A 17034-nucleotide genomic window follows, 5' to 3' on the forward strand; every position below is an offset into this window, starting at 1 on the left:
AACCTCCGTCGCGAAGAAGGTCACGCGCGACAGCCAGCCGCGCGTGCGGCTCGTACGATGGCACGCCGTCACGACAGGGCCAGGTGTACTCCGACTCTCATCACCTCAACTGCTCGAATCACACGCTACGGGCCCGCATGCCGGGCGATGTGGAAAGGGGCCCGTCAGATTGCCTGAGCGTACCCCTGGTCCAATGCAAATCTGAGCACTAGTTCGGAAGCACTCCAGAGTCGACATGCAAGCCGACGATCTGCCACTTCCCGCGGTAACGCATCACGATTTCAACTTGCGCCGGACCACCTGTCGCGAATTGTGCGTTGAACATGTAGCGCTGAATCATCCCGTCATGCGGTTCAGGCACCGTAACCGGAGCGGGATTTTCCATCGGGTTCTTGCCTGGAAGTGGCGGACCGTTGTCGCTGACCGGCGCGCTCAGCGTCTTGAGCTTGCCGAGCTTCGCATTGAGGCGCGCATAGCTGTTCGGCAATTCATGGCGCACGAATGGTGTCATGATTTCAGGCGCGGCCCGCTTCATCATCTCGCGCGCGTCCCACGTTCCGGCGATGGCGCGTACGCTGGCGGCGGCAAAGGCCGGCGCATTTTGATCGAGCGTGGTTTCCTTGTGCGACACAGGTGTTTCCGTCAGCGCTTCGGCTGGTGCAGGAACAACGACGGCTAGCGTCAGGGCCAGCAATGTGCCCGGAGCGGAGAGGAAAAACTGCTTCATCAAGGCATGCCCGGGAGTAGGGGTATCGTTTTGAACAAGCCTGTATTCTCCAATAACCAGCGCTGTGTGGCGAGTGTTTCCGCGTTTCGAAGGGCGGGCGGTGCAGGGCTGACGGCTGACACCGCCCGACGCGGCGCTACCGTATTCCCACCTGCCGCGCGGTCGCATCGATCGCCGCTTTGGCCTTCGAGACGATTTCGTCGATTTCCGGCCGACTGATCACGAGCGGCGGCGACAGCAGCATCCGGTCGCCGCTCGCGCGCATGATCAGGTTGCCGTCGAAGCAGAAGTCGCGGCACAACGTACCGACCTCGCCGCCATTCGCAAAGCGCTTGCGCTCGAGTGGTTTCTCGGCGAGTTGCACGGCCGCCACGAGACCCGCGCCGCTGATCTCGCCAACGATAGGATGAGCGGCGAACGTCTCGCGCAGCTTCGCCTGAAAGTACGGACCGGTATCCGCTTTGACGCGCTCGACGATCTTCTCGTCGCGCAGAAGTTTCAGATTGGCAAGCGCGACGGCCGCCGCCACCGGATGCCCGGAGTAGGTGAGGCCATGATTGAAGTCGCCGTTCTCGATCAGTGCGCGGGCAACGCGATCATGTATGCCGACAGCGCCCATCGGCACGTAACCGCTCGTCAGTCCCTTCGCGAGCGTGATCAGATCCGGCTCGAAGCCGAAGTGCTGATGCGCGAACCATTCGCCGGTCCGGCCGAAGCCGCCGATCACTTCGTCCGCGACGAGCAGTACGTCGTACTTGCGGCAAATGCGCTGGATTTCGGGCCAGTAAGTCTCGGCCGGAAAGATCACGCCGCCCGCTCCCTGGAAAGGCTCACCGATGAACGCGGCGACATTGTCCGCACCAAGTTCGAGAATCTTCGCTTCGAGTTGCCGCGCGCGAGCCAGTGCGAATTCTTCCGGCGTCTGATCGCTTGCCGCCTCGCCGAAGAAATAGGGCTGGTCGATATGCACGATGTTCTCGACTTTCGACGGCATCTGCTCGCGCATATAACCCATACCGCCTAGCGTGCCCCCAGCGATCGTCGACCCGTGATAAGCGTTTTTGCGCGCGATGACGAACTTCTTCGCGCTCTGGCGTTGCGTCGCCCAGTATTGATGGACGATGCGCAGCACCGTATCGTTGCCTTCCGAGCCGCTGTTGCAGTAGAAAAAGTGAGTGAATGGCGCGGGCGTCAGTTCCGCGAGCAGGGCCGACAGTTCGATCACCGGCGGATGCGTCGTCTTGAAGAACGTGTTGTAGAACGGCAGTTCCCGCATCTGGCGGAATGCGGCATCGGCCAGTTCCTGGCGGCCATAGCCGACGTTCACGCACCAGAGTCCCGCCATCCCGTCGATGATCTTGTTGCCGTCCGAGTCCCACAGATATACGCCTTGCGCCTTGACGATCACGCGAGAACCCGCGCGATTGAGCGAGCCCATATCCGAGAACGGGTGGATGTGATGCGCGGCATCGAGCGCGCGGTATTCGGCGGTGCTGCGCGATGTGGCTTGCGATGTCCCCGTGCTTATCGTGCCGTCGGGCGCGGGCGTTGCCTGTTCCGCATCCATCACGTCTTCATTCTTATAGCTCATACTGCCTCCGTCTTTTCAAAGGTTCTGATTGACCGATTGGCCCGCGCAATTCACACATGCAGCAGCAAATGGCGGCGTTCCCACGAACTGATCACGCGGAAGAACGCTTCGTATTCGGTCTCTTTCAGCGCGAGATAAGCGCGGACGAACTGTTCGCCGAGTACTTCGGCAATTGGCTCGCATGCACTCATCAACGTCAGGCCTTCTTCCAGATTGCGCGGTAATTGATAGGGCAATGCGTAGCCGTCGCTTGCCAGCGGTTCGGTTGCGGCGAGGCGTTGCGTAATGCCGAGATAGCCGGCCGCCAAGGTCGCGGCAATCGCCAGATACGGATTGCAATCGACGCCCGGAATGCGGTTCTCGATGCGGCGCGCGACCGGCGTGGAATGCGGCACCCGGAAGCCGACCGTACGATTGTCATAACCCCACGCGACATTGATCGGGGCCGCCATGAAGCGCGACAGACGCCGGTACGAATTGATGTACGGCGCGAAGATCGGCATCAGCGCCGGCGTGTATTTCTGCAAGCCGGCGATATAGCCGGTGAAAAGCGAGGTCGGCTCGCCGTCGGCGGCGGTGAAGAGATTGCGGCCGGTCTCCATATCGACGAGGCTTTGATGCATGTGCATCGCCGAGCCGGGTTCGCCTTCCATCGGCTTGGCCATGAAGGTCGCGTACATCTTGTGACGCAACGCCGCTTCGCGTACGGTGCGCTTGAATAGAAACACACTGTCCGCGAGTTTGAGCGGATCGCCGTGCATGAAGTTGATTTCCATCTGCGCGGCGCCGACTTCGTGTATCAGCGTGTCGACTTCGAGTTCCTGCACGTCGCAGTACTCGTAGATGTCTTCGAACAGCGGATCGAATTCGTTGACCGCTTCGATCGAATACGCCTGGCGGCCGGTTTCGGCGCGACCCGTACGCCCGACCGGCGGTTGCAACGGCAGGTCAGGGTCGCGGTTCATATCGACCAGATAGAACTCGAGCTCCGGCGCGATCACGGGTTTCCAGCCACGCGCCTTGTATAGATCGAGTACGCGGCGCAACACGCAGCGCGGCGAGATCGCGACCGGTGTGCCGTCGAAATGAACGCAATCGTGGATCACCTGCGCGGTCGGGTCGACTGCCCACGGAATCATCCGGATCGTGCTCGCGTCGGGTACGCACACCATGTCGGGATCGGTGACGCCGGTCAGCGAATCGCTTTGAGGATAGTCGCCGGTCACGGTCTGAATCATTACCGCCTGCGGCAGACGCATCGATTCGCCCGATTCGAACTTGCTGCGCGGAATGATCTTGCCGCGCGCGATGCCGGCCATGTCAGGAATGATCGCTTCGATTTCGGTGACGTGATGCTTTTTCAGAAATTCGTCGATGTCATGCATGATTGTTTCTCTCTGTCTTGATCCGCGATCCGGGTCATTCGTGCAGGGTTGCAACGGCGTCGGCGCTACTGCTTCGCGCGCTCATGCGTTGGCGACACGCGTCGCCGAACGCGGCAAATATCCCGGTCGATAACGCGTCGTCCGCATATTTCCATTCCGGGTGCCATTGCACGCCGAGCGCGAATGCGGGAGCGGTGCTGACGCCGATTGCTTCGATCAGGCCGTCCGCTGCGATTGCTTCGGCCGTGAGGCCTGTCGCCAGCCGCGCGATGCCCTGACCGTGCAATGAATTCACTCGTGCTTCAAGGGCGCCGCCTGCGAGGTGCTGCAGCATGCCGCCGCGTGTCAGCGCGATCGTGTGTGATGCGGCGTATTGCACGTCGAGCGAGTCGTTCCTGTTCTCGCGATGGTCGTTCAGTCCGCTGACCTCGTGAACGCTTTGATGCAAGGTTCCGCCGAATGCCACGTTCATTTCCTGCAAGCCGCGACAAATGGCGAGAACCGGTACGCCCGCCGCCACTGCCGCGCGGATCAGCGGCAACGTGGTTGCATCGCGCGCGGGGTCGTGCAATGCGCTGGGCGCGCTCGAAGCGCGGTGAGTGCCGCCATAGCGGTGCGGCTCGACGTTCGAATAGCTGCCGGTAAATAGCAAGCCGTCGACGGCGGCGAGCACATCGTCGATGCACTGACGTTCGCCGAACGCCGGCAACAGCAGCGCGAACGCGTGCGAGCCCTCGACGATCGCGGCGATGTACTTTTCACCGACCACGTGCGATGGATGAGCGCCGAGCATCGTTCTATCGGCTGTGATTCCTACTATCGGTTTGTTTCGCATAAAGAATAGGCGTGTCGATCCCACGCCGCGCATCAGGTGAGCGGCGTTCAACAGCGCGTGCGGCGATAAGAGAAAACGCGAAGGCGAGTTAATGCCAAAGCGAATCCGCGCAATAACGCGCAGCGCTAATCAGATTAGAAGCGGTTCGATTGAATCCGTGGCGATGCGCGGCAATCGGTCAGCGCCGCGCGGACGCAAACAGACAGCTCGCGGAAAACGCGCGCAAACGGACGAATCGAGCAGCGAAAAGAGATGCGAGAAGAGAGGCGCTACGGCAGCAGCGAAGCGACTTCGTCTGTGCGCACCGCGATGAATGCGCGTGCGGAGAGGACGTTGCGGCGTCGAACGGAACGACGCGACAGGACTGTGATGACGGACAGAAAGCGGCGAAACGCAAGGCTGCCGTTGCTGCCGTCGGCGCTGGCGCCGTCAGCGCAAATACAACGCGCCTGACTGCGATTCCAATTCACCAAAGGGCCTCGGACTCTCACGATGACACTCGACTAGCGTAGTTGAGGGGATTGAACGGCCTGTTTCGAATCCACAGCGGACATTGAAGAAACAGGACATGGGTTGATCGGGAAGAAGCGGCGCTAAACGGTAGTAGCTTAATTCGCAGCGCTGCCCATGCGATTGCCCAATTGCTAGGATATACGAGCTAAAAATGCCGTCAATTTATTTTTGTTTTTTGGCAAAACGGCATCAAGCGTGATGCCGTCTGATTTGTCTGCTATTCGTTCACTTCGCGAGACGCGCGCGCACTGTGTATTCGCCTTCGTTGCCCTGGTCTTCGAGCATGTGCGCCATCGCGGTATTGAAGTCGGGCGGCAATGGCTCGACCGGATAGCCGCGCTTTTCCCATGCATCGAGACCACCCTTCAGCGCGCGCACATGATGAATGTTCTTGCGATGCAACTGCCTGACGATGCGCTTCGCGCTCGCTTCGTTGGGACACACGCAATAGACGACGATCGGCCGCTTCAGATACGCCGGATGAATCGGATCGGGCGACTCGAGATCGAGCGGGCGCGCGCCGGCAATGCGGTGCGATTCCTGTTCGCGCACGGCGCTCGGCCGCGCGTCGAGAATCAGCGGCGGTTCGTTCGACTTCATCATCGTGTCGAGCTGATCGGGTGAAATGCGCGTATGCGCGAGCCAGCGGCGAAACTGCAAACGGCGCAGCCAGCGATACAGCAGAACCGCCGCGAAGATCACCGCGAACGTATCGAAGATCGTGCCGCCGTTGTGCCGCACGAGCAGCATCAGTTGCACGATCTGGTCGTGCAGGGCGCCGCCGCCGATCACCCAGACGCTCGCCCACAGCGTGGCACCGACCACGTCCCACCACAAAAACACGCCGACGCTGATCGCGGTCGTGCCAAGCAGCGGCGCGGAAATCAGGCCGAGACCGGGCAGGAACTTCGCGACCGTCAGAATCGGCGCGCCGTATCGCTCATAGGTATTGCGCGCGACGCGCACCGTGGTGTCCAGCGACAGAGAGAAGCGCACGAGGTAACTGAGCAGACGGCGGCCGTACGCGCGTCCGGTGAAAAACCACAGCGAATCGGCGATCAGCGTCGCACCGACCGCCGCGCAGATCACGTTGACGTACGAGGCTTCCCCCACCGCGGCCATCGTTCCCGCGAGAACCAGCATCGGCGCGGCCGGAATCGGCATGCCGAGTTGCGTGACGAGCACGCTCATGAAGACGGCCCACACGCCGGCGGACGGTGGAATAGCGACCGGGAAATGCCACACAACCGCGCTCCTGATAAGGCAATAAAAGAAAAAAGAATCGTCCGCGCCGAGGCCGATGCATGCCACGAGCGACGCGAACGGCCGTGCGGGGGCACGCGCGCGCGTCGACGCGAAAGACGGATTTAAGCACAGGTGGCGAGTCGGCGTTGTGAAACAACGCCGACGAAGTCGCGCGCGCGCGACGAATCGGGGCGGAAAACGGCGCGGCGCGGACCCGCATGCGCCGCGCGGCAAGTGGATCAAATCGGACTGAGTAGCATGAATTGCCTCGCTTCAGGCGAGGCGCTCCGAAAAGAGGCGTATCGCCTCACGCATCCTCGGACGGATCGTAGGGCACCACGCGCTCATGCTCGTCCGCATGATTGCGCGCGACGATCGCGCGCGCCGCGGTGTTCGCATCGAGATTGAACGGCTGATGGGGGACGCCCGGTGGAATGAACAGGAAGTCGCCCGGCTCGGTAATGACCGACTCGCGCAAGCCCGGGCCGTAGCGTGTCTCGATCTTGCCTTCGAGCATATAGATCGCGGTCTCGTAGTCGGCGTGATAGTGCGGCTCCGCATGGCCGCCGGGCGGAACCACGACCATGTACATCGACAGGCCGGTGGTGCCCGCGGTGCCCGCCGAAATGCCGACGAAATACGGCAGCCGCTGCATCGTCGCCATTTCCCGTTCCGGGCGTACCTTGATCACCGGGGCCCGCGCGTCGTGCGTAACGTTTGACATGGTCGCTCCTTTCGTCACCGCCGTGCCGGGCGGCTTCACGCATGCCGAACTGAAAGTCTAGACGATACGAGCGGCAATATCGGACGTGATCGAGCGGACGTGGTGAGGCGCGGGCGGCCGTGAAAACGCGTTGCTACAATGGCCGGCATCCCCGACACAGATCACGGAGACAGCGCATGGCCACGCTTCAGCCCATCAGCCGCTACCCGGTCCCCGAGCCGAGCGAGTGGCCCGAAGACATCAGCGCCCGCATTCTCGAAGTGCAGGAGAAAGCGGGGTTCGTGCCGAACGTGTTTCTGACGCTCGCGCATCGGCCCGACGAATTCCGCGCGTTCTTCGCTTATCACGACGCGTTGATGCTGAAAGAAGGCGGTCTCACGAAAGGCGAGCGCGAGATGATCGTGGTCGCGACGAGCGCGCTGAACGATTGTCTTTACTGCGTGGTCGCACACGGTGCGATTCTGCGCATCTACGAAAAAGCGCCGTTGCTCGCCGATCAGGTCGCGGTCAACCACCGCAAGGCCGACATCACCGAGCGTCAGAAGGCGATGCTCGATTTCGCGGTGAAGGTGTGCCGCGAGTCGGGCACGGTCGACGAAGCGGACTTCCAGACGCTGCGCGGCCACGGCTTTACCGATGCAGACATCTGGGACATCGCTGCAATTACCGCGTTTTTCGGGTTGTCGAACCGGATGGCGAACGTGATTTCGATGCGTCCGAACGACGAGTTCTATCTGATGGGGCGTGTGCCGAAAGCCGCGGCGGATGCGCCGAAGAAGTAGCTGCGACTCGAATTGCTTCAGCATCCCTGACGGCCAGGTTGGATCACGCCTGCGCGGGGCGTGGTGAACGCCGCGCGGGCGTCGTCACCGCTGTGTCGTCGATCGGGAAATGCAGCAGTGCCGCAATCAATCCCGCTGCGACCGTCGCTGCCCATAGCGGTGAGTACGAGCCCGTCAGATCGAACACGAGGCCACCGAGCCACGCGCCGAGAAACGAGCCGATCTGATGGCTCAGAAAGCACACGCCGAACAGGCTGCCGAGGTGACGCGTGCCGAACACCTTGGCGACGAGCCCGCTCGTCAGCGGTACGGTGCCGAGCCACGTGAGGCCCATCACCGCCGCGAAGATCACCACGGACACGGTGCTTTTCGGCAGCGCGAAGAACGCGGCGATCGTCGCGCTGCGAATCAGATAAAGCCAGCCGAGCACCTGATGCTGGCGGAACCGGCCGCCGAGCCAACCGCATGCCCAACTGCCCGCCATATTGAACAGGCCGATCAGCGCCAGCGCGGTGGCGCCCAGCCCGATCGGCATATGACACAGCGTCAGATACTCGGGCAGATGCGTCGCGATGAACGCGAGCTGGAAGCCGCAAGTGAAGAAGCCGAGCGTCAGCAGACGGTAGCCGCGATGGCGCGTCGCTTGTGACAGAACTTCGCGCAGCGGCGCCTCGGGTGCGTCCTCAAAGCGGGTCTGAGCAGTCGCTCGTATCTGCGCGCGCCGGTCGAGCACGATGCCGAGCGGCGCGATCAGCAGCATCACGAAAGCGAGCACGAATAGCGAGGTCGCGATGCCCGCGTGCAGCCGGATGCCTTGCACGAGCGGCACCATCAGCACCTGTCCGGCGGAGCCGCCGGCGCTGACGAGCCCCATCGCGACGCTGCGCTGCTGCGGCGACGCAATGCGGCCGACCGCCGGCAACACTACGCCGAACGTCGTGCAACTGACGCCGATGCCGACCAGCAGCCCCATGCCGATCACGAGCAGTGCGCCGCTCGGCGCGAGCGCCGACAGCGCGAGCCCGGCCGCGAAGGTCGAAGCGCCGAACGCGACGACCGGCGCCGAGCCATAGCGATCCGCAGCCGCGCCAGCGAATGGCTGTGCGAAGCCCCACACCAGGTTGTGCAGCGCAATCGCGAAGGCGATCAGCGTGACCGGCAGACCGCGGTCGAACGAGAACGGGCCGATGAACAGGCCGAAGGTCTGGCGAATGCCCATCGCGGCGCTCAGTATCAGCGCGCCGGCGACGATGACGAGCGTCGTGGTGGTGGTCGTCGCAGGCGCGAGGACGGAAGCAGGTTGCTTGCTGTGGGTGGTCGACATGGCGGCTTCTCCTTGGCCACCATCGTCGCAGCCGGCCGCCTGGCCGGCAAAGGAAAAGACTTCGACGACAGGTGAGCGCGGCTCACCTGTGCGCTTTTACGCCGCCGTCCGCGGCCGCGTCCGCATGCGCGTCGAAACGTTGCGCCTCGTCGACCAGCCAGCGCTTGAAATCGGCGAGTTCGGGGCGCCGGATCGCGCTGTCCGCATTCTCCGCGCTGACCAGCCAGTAGGCGGTGGTCGAGGCGACGGTGTGCGCGCAAGCCTCGACCAGCGCGCCGCTTGCCAGATCGCCGTCGACCAGCGGCTTGCGGCCGAGCGCGACGCCGAGGCCCATGCTGGCCGCTTCGAAGGCGAGCTGGATCGTGTCGACGTGCAAGCCGCCGCCCGGCTCGATGGTGTCGGCACCGGTTGCATCGAGCCACGCCTGCCAGTCTTCGCTCGCGGCGTTCACGTGAATCAGCGTCGCGTGTCGCAGGCTCGGGACGCCGCGCTCGTCGCGCAGCGTTGCCAGGTATGCGGGGCTGCACACCGGCACGAAGCGCTCGCCGAACAGGCGTGTCCATGCGGTGCCTGCGACCGGCGCGCGGCTCATGCGAATCGCGAAATCGAAGCCATCGACCGGAAAGCCCACCTGGCGATGCGACGTGTCCACGCTCACGTTGACATTCGGCCAGCGCGAGCGAAAGCCGGCGAGGCGCGGCAGCAGCCAGCGCGACGCGAAAGTCGGTGCGCAGCTGAGCGCAATGGTCCGATCCGCGCGATGATTGGGCAGACGTTGCGTGCCGATCGCGATCAGCGAAAACGCCTCGGACACGTACGACAGATAATCCGCGCCAATCGCCGTCAGCGAGATGCCGCGCGGCTCGCGCACGAACAGTTCGACGCCGAGCGCTTGCTCGAGTCCGACGATGCCGTGACTGATCGCGCTCGGCGTGACGTTCAGCTCGGCGGCGGCGAGCTTGAAACTTTGATGCCTGCCGGCCGCTTCGAAAAAACGAAGCGCGGGCAGGGGTGGCAGACGAAGCGGCATGTGCGTTCCCCAGGGCGGCCGCGTCGTGCTTGGCGCGCGTGCCGCGTGGTGGTGGCGGGTGTGATGGGCTGCTATCTGGCCCAAGCATACCTTGCGGTGGCGTATGGCGAGTGCGTGGGCAAACCGTCGATAAAACTGCCTGCACGCCAGCGTGCGCAAGCCGGCAAGACTACCCGCAAGACCGCTGACGAGATCGCCGCAAAAATCGCCGCCAAAAAATCATCGCCAAAGCCTGTCGATTTTCCGCGGCCTCATCCGTCGTCGTTGTAGGGAGAGCGGCAAGCGCAGGCGAGCGCCCGTCTTCCACCCGTTTTTCTGACGATTTCTCACAAGGAGATGACCGATGAACGACGCAAACACCTCGATGCATACGCTGAAGCCGGCCCGCGAACTGGCCGACCTGCCGCAACGCTTTCCCGGCGAGAGCCCCGAATATCGACGCGCCCGCAACGCGTTGCTTGCCGAGGAGATCGAGTTGCGCCGCCAGATCGAGCGCGTCGCCGCGCGGCGTCGCGCGCTGCCGGCAGGTGGCATCGTGCCGGAGGATTACCGTTTCGACGGCGAAGCGGGCCCGGTCACGCTATCGCAGATGTTCGGCCCGCACGACACGCTCGTGACCTACAACTGGATGTTCGGACCGCAACGCGCGCGGCCGTGCCCGATGTGCACGTCGCTACTGAGCGCGTGGGACGGCGAAACGCCCGATATCCTGCAGCGCGTCGCGTTCGCCGTGATCGGCCGCTCGCCGATCGACAAGCTAGTCGCGTTCAAGCAGGAGCGCGGCTGGCGATATTTGCGGCTCTATTCGTCGGGCGGCAACACGTTCAATCGCGATTACGCGGCCGAAGATCCCGCCGGCGACGACGTTCCCGCGCTCAACGTATTCACGCGCACCGGCGGCGTCGTGCGGCACTTCTGGGCCGAGGAGATGGGGCCGTCGACGTCGGACCCCGGTCAGGATCCGCGCGGCGCGCCCGATCCGATGCCGCTATGGACGATCCTCGACATGACACCGGGCGGCCGCGGCACCGACTGGTATCCGAAGCTCGCGTACTGAGCGGCGCCGCCCTCTCGCGCGCGAGCGCTACGAAAGCGTTTCGGTCGCTTGGCTCTGCGCGAGCGCCGTCCACAGAAACGTGCCGATCGCGCTCGCCCGCATCGGCAGGCTGAACAGATAGCCTTGCACCGCGCGCGCGCCGAGCGCCTTCACGACCTGGGCCTGCAATGGAGTTTCGAGTCCTTCCACCACGCATTCGAGTCCGAGGTTGCGGCACAGGTCGATCACGGATTTGATGATCTTCTTCGATGCGCTGTTGGTATCGACGTCGGTCACGAAGCTACGGTCGATCTTGATCGCGTCGAAGGGCAGCCGATGCACGTAGCTGAGGCTCGAATAGCCGGTGCCGAAATCGTCGAGCGACAGCCGGCAGCCGGCCTGCTTGAGCATCGTCATCGCGCTGCGCGCCTGCTCGAAATCGCGCGTCAACGCGGTTTCGGTGATTTCGAACGTCACACGATGCGGCGACACCCCGCTTGCCGCGACGATGTCGATCAGGCGGCGCGCGCGCGTCGACGTCGAGATATCGATCGCGGACAGGTTGAACGACAGATACAGGTCCGCCGGCCACTGCGCGACTTCGGCGAGCGCCTGGCGCAGCAGCACGTCGGTGATGCCGAGGATCAGCTCGCTACGCTCTGCAATCCGAATGAATTCCTCCGGCCTGACCATGCCGAGCCGCGCGTTGTGCCATCTCCCGAGCGCTTCGAGTCCGATCGGCCGGCGCGTGAGCAGATCGTAGATCGGCTGGAACTCGAGGAACAGCTCGGCATCCAGGTCCGCATGGCGCAGCTCCTGCGTGACGAGGCTCAGCCGTCGCATCCGGGTTTCGTGTTCGGTCGAGAAAATCACCGGCATGCCGCGACGGTTTTCCTTGCCGACGTACAGCGCCGCATCGGCGCGTTCGAACACCTGCGCGACCGTCGAGCCCGCTTCGGGAAACGCGGCCCAGCCGATCGTGCCAGATAGTTCCGCGACATTGGCGGCGACCAGATACGGCTGACTGAGCGCGTCGCAGATATGCTGCCCCAACTCGACAAGCGCTTCGTTCGACAGCTTGTGGCGCACCAGCACGCCGAATTCATCGCCGCCCAGACGCGCGAACATCAGGCCCGTTTCGCCGATCGACAGCAGCCGCGCGCCGACTTCCTGCAGCGCGAGATCGCCGCTTGCATGACCGTAGATGTCGTTGACCTGCTTGAAGCCGTCCAGATCGATGAGCCCGACGTTGAAGCCGCCGCCGCTGGCGAGCGCCTGCTCGGATATCGCGCTCAGCGCCGCAAAAAAACTGCGCCGGTTCGGCAGTCCGGTCAGACTGTCGAGGTTGGCGAGCCGGTAGTTGTCGTCGCTGAGTTGTTGGGTGTTTTGCTGGCTTGCCCGCAGTTCGCGTTGTGCGTGCACCGCGTCCGCAAACGTGCGGCAGTAGAGCTGGATGACCACCGCGAGCGCGACGCCGACCAGCGTCATGTCGACCACCATCGCGAAGAATACCGGCGAGCCGTTGGCCAAGACGAACCCGGGGAAACTCAGGACGACGATGCAAAGCAGCAGAAGCGCGGGCTTGCGCAGATTGATCAGGCAGAACATGCAGCCGACCAGCGTCGTCGCCAGATAGAACGTGACCTGCGCCTGCTGGTACGCACCGCCGTACGGGAACAGCAGCAGCGACCAGCCGGTGAACGCGACGCCGAACAGGCCGACCATCCACGTCACGCCGCGCAATTCGCGGACCGCCTGGGCGTCCGTCATTGTCTGGTTGCGTTTGCGCCACCAGCGCACGCAGCGAAACACGCACAGTGCGCCGAGCGCGGCGGGAATATACAGGGACAGCCAGGCCGGCGCGCTGTCCAGATGCGTCACCGCGACCGCCGCCGTGTTGACGAGCAGGATGAAGTAGAGAAGCGGTACATGGCGGCTGAACGCGCGCAACTGCGCATGCATCAGCTCCCGGTCACCGTCGGCGACCGACAGCACCTTCTTCAATCTTGCAAGCCAAACCATCAGCATCCCTTTAACGTTTGCGCGCTAAACGCAGCTGTTTATATCGGCGCGACGCTGATTAACTTGAGCGCTCCGAGGAGATAACGGAGCATCGTGGCCGGGGATCTTTGAACCCGACCGCGCGCATGGGTCGTCGGGCGGTAAGTACTACCTGGTGGCGCGTGCGGTGGCGCTGGAAGCAGACGTTTGTGCCGGATGCCGACGGCGAAACTCCGACGAAAGGCGGGTATTGCGCATGCTCAAAGTATGGGACACGACAGCACTCGCTGCGGCCGCATCGCGGTGCCGGGCTGACCGGCCGGCGCGGGCGTGCCCCGCGGCGCGGACGCGACGAGCCGCACCGCGTCTGCGCCCGCATTCGCGAGCACGTATTTTTCCGGCCTGTCGTCCGGCTGCCAGTACGCGCGAAACACGTCGCCGTCGGTAAACAGAAGCAGCTTGCCGTGCACCGTTTTCCCGGCGCCGACGAAGTCGACCGGTTCGCCGTCGCGTAGAGAAAAGTTCTGCGCGGCGCTGGAATTCGACGCGCCGACGAGGGTGGCGCACGCGTTGTCGTCGGCCGCGGCAGCCCCCGACGACAGCGCGGTGAGCAGCACGCATGTTGCAAAGTGGCGAATTCTCACTTTTTTGTGTCTTGCCGATAGTTAACTTGTGACGTCTTCCGCAAATAGCGCGCCCGCGCTTCGAGAAAAGGGCTATCGTCACCGGGAAGGCCGGGCGGGCTCACGGATCGTTAGCTAAAGCACTGAAATTGCAACGGATTGTGAGGCGCGGCGAGCACTCATCAGGCATCGGGCATGCATAAGCCCGCGATTCTTATGGCAGTTTGGGGTGGAAAATCGTCAAATCGGCGCCCCTGCCTTGAAACAAGCCTTACACCAAGGGTTTGCGCGAAAGTGCGCCTATGCGTTAGTGTGTCGGTCCCGGCGCCTTATAGGGGCGCCGGTTCCATGATTACCATACGGGAAGTGCTATGAACAAACAGGAACTGATTGATGCAGTCGCCGCAGCGACGGGCGAAAGCAAAGCGGCAACCGGCCAGACCATCGACGCGATCGTCGAGGCAGTGACCAAGGCCGTGGTGAGCGGCGATACGGTGCAACTGGTCGGTTTCGGTTCTTTCTCGACCGGCGCGCGCGCAGCACGCGTGGGCCGCAATCCGTCGACGGGCGAAGAGATCCAGATCGCCGCGGCCAAGACGGTGAAGTTCACCGCAGGCAAAGCGTTCAAGGAAGCCGTCAACGCGTCGTAAGCAACGCGCTTCACGCCGGAGCATTCGCGGTGCGCTCTGCAGCCCTGCTGTGAGGCGCGCGCGAGAGTGATGCGTCGTGAGGATCACGCGCTGCCCAATCCGGCCAGGCGGCTCGCCCGGCGGCTGGCGCGGCGCGTGTGCCTGGCTCTTTGGGCCAGGCGTTCGTGGGCTCGATCGGCTTCGATCGAGTGTGGAACGGACCCGCCGCGCAAGTCGCGGTCTCGCGGTCCGTGCGTGGCGCCCTCAGCCCGCGCGACGCTTGCGGGTTGCCTCGGCGAGCGTGGCGAGCACCGGTTCGGTCTGCGCCCAGCTCACGCAGGCATCCGTGATCGACACGCCGTAACGCAACGGCACACCGGCCTTCAGATCCTGACGGCCTTCTTCCAGATGACTTTCGAGCATCACACCAATGATGCGGCTTTCGCGCGCCGACAGTTGCCGGGCGATATCGTCCGCCACTTCGATCTGCCGCAGATGCGACTTGTTCGAGTTCGCATGCGAGCAGTCGATCATCACCTGCTCGCGCAGACCCGCTGAACCCAGCGCTTCACAGGTCGCCTGCACCGACGCGCTGTCGTAGTTCGGCCCTTTCTTGCCGCCGCGCAGGATCACGTGCGCGTCGTCGTTGCCGCGCGTTTCGAAGATCGCGGCCATGCCCATTTTCGTCATGCCCATGAACGCATGGCTCGCACGCGCCGCGACGATCGCGTCGGCGGCGATCTGCACGCCGCCGTCGGTGCCGTTCTTGAAGCCGATCGGGCAGCTCAGTCCCGAGGCGAGCTGACGATGACTCTGGCTCTCGGTGGTGCGCGCGCCGATCGCACCCCACGCGATCAGATCGGCGATGTATTGCGGGCTCAGCAGGTCGAGAAACTCGGTCGCGGTGGCGAGGCCCAGGCCGTTGATGTCGAGCAGCAATTGCCGGGCGAGACGCAGGCCCTCGTTGATCCGGAAGCTGCCGTCCAGACGCGGATCGTTGATATAGCCTTTCCAGCCGACCGTCGTGCGCGGCTTCTCGAAGTACACGCGCATCACGATCAGCAGATCGTCCCGGTAGTGATCGGCGGCGGCTTTCAGCTTGCGAGCGTATTCGATCGCCTGGTCGTGATCGTGAATCGAACACGGACCGACGATCAGCACGAGCCGGTCGTCGCGGCCGTGCAGAATGTCGGCGATTTCGACGCGGGTCTTCTCGACCAGCGTCTGCACCGCGGGCGGCACCGGCAGTTCGTCCTGCAGCAGCGCGGGGGAAATCAGCGGACGGACCGCGCCGATGCGCACGTCGTCGATGCGCGTGGTGTCCTGGGTGGCGTCGGCCGAGCCGACTTCCTGATCGTGCAGGGGATTGTCGAGGGCGCTCAAGATGTTCTCCGCAATCGGTTGATGAGGCGGCGTTGCCGCCTGATTATGCGAGCGCCGCCGCGCTGGGGGCGCGTGGGCGCTGCGTGGGTTTGACGTGGACCGTGCGGGTTGGATTGCTGCGTGCCTCGGGCGAGGTTCGACGCAAGGTCTTGCGTCGGGCTTGACACGAAGCCGACGCGACCGCGCACGGATGCGCTGGCGCGATTATGACACTCGCGCCGGCCTGATGGCAGGCGCACAGGCGGGCAGGCGGCGCGGCGGAGTCAGAGCTTCCCGATCAACGCCATCGCGGCGGCCGGATTGCGCTCCTTGAAGCCGCTGATCACGTACAGATAGACGTCGCGCTTCGCTGCTTTCGCGGGCGGCTCCGCGCAGCTCTCCAGGTCCTCCGGCGTCGTGCCGGCGGCGAACTGGCGCGCGCGTTGCGCCCATGCGTCGAGCGCTTTCGCCGAATAGCCTTTGGCTTGCTTCTCGCTCGTGCCCATGATGCGCGCGTAGACGAACGGCGCGGTGAGGTCGGCGATCTGCGGATACTCGCTGTCGGCCGCGAGCACGACCGCGACCTTGTACTTGCGCGCCAGCGCGATGAATTCCGGCGTCCTGAACGAGTCGTGACGAACCTCGACCGCATGCCGCAGCGTCTGTCCTTCGATGCTCGCGGGCAGCAGCTTCAGAAAGGCCTCGAAATCGGCGGCGTCGAATTTTTTGGTCGGCGCGAACTGCCAGTTGATGGGCCCGAGCTTCTGCCTGAGCAGCAGCACGCCGCTTGCGAAGAAGCGCTCGATCGTGTCGCCGGCATCGGCGAGCACCTTGCGGTTGGTCGCGTAACGCGGCGCTTTCAGCGAGAACACGAAATCGTCGGGCGTTTCCTGATACCACTTCTCGTAGCTGGCCGGTTTCTGCAAACCATAGAACGTGCCGTTGATTTCGATCGACGTCAGATGCCGGCTCGCGTATTCGAGTTCGCGGCTTTGCGTGAGGTCATCCGGATAGAACGGGCCGCGCCACGGCGCGTAGGTCCAGCCGCCGATACCGATGCGGATACGCGCGGCGGAGGTGGAGTTTTTGGAAGGCTTTCCGGTTGAATTTTTGGTTGGCGCTTTCTTCGCGGCGTTCGGCTTGTCGCCGGGTTCTTCGCCGGACTTCTCGCTTTGCTTCCTGCTTTCCTTCGCGCTTTTCGCTGCGGGCACTTGGGCTCTCCTTCGG

The 17034-nt window shown here is 63.7% G+C and carries 17 protein-coding genes; 4 read left to right on the plus strand and 13 right to left on the minus strand.

The window, feature by feature from the left end; all coding sequences use genetic code 11:
* Positions 1-208 precede the first annotated feature (208 nt).
* The 7 genes from L0U84_RS23965 to L0U84_RS23995 all read right to left on the minus strand — a co-directional run bounded on the left by L0U84_RS23965 (position 209) and on the right by L0U84_RS23995 (position 7020).
* The gene (locus L0U84_RS23965) at positions 209-727 is read right to left on the minus strand and encodes a hypothetical protein (RefSeq protein WP_233853195.1); all 519 of its coding nucleotides are present in this window, start codon (positions 725-727) and stop codon (positions 209-211) included.
* Between the two features lie 136 nt (positions 728-863).
* On the minus strand, positions 864-2318 hold the full coding sequence (locus L0U84_RS23970; protein ID WP_326491197.1) for an aspartate aminotransferase family protein: 1455 nt from the start codon (positions 2316-2318) through the stop codon (positions 864-866).
* A gap of 50 nt (positions 2319-2368) precedes the next feature.
* Positions 2369-3703, minus strand: coding sequence for a glutamine synthetase family protein (locus tag L0U84_RS23975; RefSeq protein ID WP_233853196.1), 1335 nt, complete (start codon positions 3701-3703; stop codon positions 2369-2371).
* A 34-nt stretch (positions 3704-3737) separates the two neighbouring features.
* Positions 3738-4538 carry a gamma-glutamyl-gamma-aminobutyrate hydrolase family protein gene (locus L0U84_RS23980; RefSeq protein WP_233853202.1) on the minus strand — a complete coding sequence of 267 codons (801 nt, stop codon included), beginning with the start codon at positions 4536-4538 and terminating at the stop codon, positions 3738-3740.
* 269 nt (positions 4539-4807) lie between these two features.
* Positions 4808-5029, minus strand: a complete 222-nt coding sequence (locus L0U84_RS23985) for a hypothetical protein (RefSeq protein WP_233853204.1) — start codon at positions 5027-5029, stop codon at positions 4808-4810.
* Positions 5030-5276: 247 nt separating this feature from the next.
* On the minus strand, positions 5277-6296 hold the full coding sequence (locus tag L0U84_RS23990) for a VTT domain-containing protein (protein WP_233853214.1): 1020 nt from the start codon (positions 6294-6296) through the stop codon (positions 5277-5279).
* 307 nt (positions 6297-6603) lie between these two features.
* Positions 6604-7020 (minus strand): cupin domain-containing protein, encoded by a 417-nt coding sequence (locus L0U84_RS23995; protein ID WP_129959213.1) that lies wholly within the window; start codon positions 7018-7020, stop codon positions 6604-6606.
* A 176-nt stretch (positions 7021-7196) separates the two neighbouring features.
* On the opposite strand from L0U84_RS23995, the gene L0U84_RS24000 reads away from it, so the two are divergent.
* Entirely contained in the window at positions 7197-7802 is a 606-nt protein-coding gene (locus L0U84_RS24000) for a peroxidase-related enzyme (RefSeq protein ID WP_233853216.1), read from the plus strand.
* A gap of 43 nt (positions 7803-7845) precedes the next feature.
* On the opposite strand, the gene L0U84_RS24005 is transcribed toward L0U84_RS24000, so the two are convergent.
* Positions 7846-9126 carry an MFS transporter gene (locus tag L0U84_RS24005; RefSeq protein ID WP_233853218.1) on the minus strand — a complete coding sequence of 427 codons (1281 nt, stop codon included), beginning with the start codon at positions 9124-9126 and terminating at the stop codon, positions 7846-7848.
* A gap of 82 nt (positions 9127-9208) precedes the next feature.
* Positions 9209-10156: a LysR substrate-binding domain-containing protein gene (locus L0U84_RS24010; RefSeq protein WP_233853220.1), complete on the minus strand. Its 948-nt coding sequence runs from the start codon at positions 10154-10156 to the stop codon at positions 9209-9211.
* A 63-nt stretch (positions 10157-10219) separates the two neighbouring features.
* Between L0U84_RS24010 and L0U84_RS24015 the strand changes: the two genes are divergently transcribed.
* Positions 10220-10426: a hypothetical protein gene (locus L0U84_RS24015; RefSeq protein ID WP_233853222.1), complete on the plus strand. Its 207-nt coding sequence runs from the start codon at positions 10220-10222 to the stop codon at positions 10424-10426.
* A 73-nt stretch (positions 10427-10499) separates the two neighbouring features.
* Positions 10500-11213, plus strand: a complete 714-nt coding sequence (locus tag L0U84_RS24020) for a DUF899 family protein (RefSeq protein ID WP_233853224.1) — start codon at positions 10500-10502, stop codon at positions 11211-11213.
* Positions 11214-11240: 27 nt separating this feature from the next.
* Here L0U84_RS24020 and L0U84_RS24025 read toward each other — a convergent pair whose 3' ends face one another.
* Both L0U84_RS24025 and L0U84_RS24030 read right to left on the minus strand, forming a co-directional pair.
* A complete protein-coding gene (locus L0U84_RS24025; RefSeq protein WP_233853226.1) occupies positions 11241-13214 on the minus strand; it encodes a putative bifunctional diguanylate cyclase/phosphodiesterase in 1974 nt (657 codons plus the stop codon).
* Between the two features lie 239 nt (positions 13215-13453).
* A complete protein-coding gene (locus tag L0U84_RS24030) occupies positions 13454-13837 on the minus strand; it encodes a hypothetical protein (RefSeq protein ID WP_233853228.1) in 384 nt (127 codons plus the stop codon).
* A gap of 350 nt (positions 13838-14187) precedes the next feature.
* Here L0U84_RS24030 and L0U84_RS24035 point away from each other — a divergent pair, with 350 nt between their 5' ends.
* Complete coding sequence (locus L0U84_RS24035) at positions 14188-14466, plus strand: HU family DNA-binding protein (RefSeq protein ID WP_013092091.1); 279 nt, start codon at positions 14188-14190, stop codon at positions 14464-14466.
* A 243-nt stretch (positions 14467-14709) separates the two neighbouring features.
* On the opposite strand, the gene L0U84_RS24040 is transcribed toward L0U84_RS24035, so the two are convergent.
* Both L0U84_RS24040 and L0U84_RS24045 read right to left on the minus strand, forming a co-directional pair.
* Positions 14710-15828 (minus strand): 3-deoxy-7-phosphoheptulonate synthase, encoded by a 1119-nt coding sequence (locus L0U84_RS24040; RefSeq protein ID WP_326491198.1) that lies wholly within the window; start codon positions 15826-15828, stop codon positions 14710-14712.
* A 263-nt stretch (positions 15829-16091) separates the two neighbouring features.
* Positions 16092-17018 (minus strand): DUF72 domain-containing protein, encoded by a 927-nt coding sequence (locus L0U84_RS24045; protein ID WP_442794044.1) that lies wholly within the window; start codon positions 17016-17018, stop codon positions 16092-16094.
* Positions 17019-17034 lie beyond the last annotated feature (16 nt).

The organism is Paraburkholderia sp. HD33-4 (assembly GCF_021390635.1).
GTDB lineage: Bacteria > Pseudomonadota > Gammaproteobacteria > Burkholderiales > Burkholderiaceae > Paraburkholderia.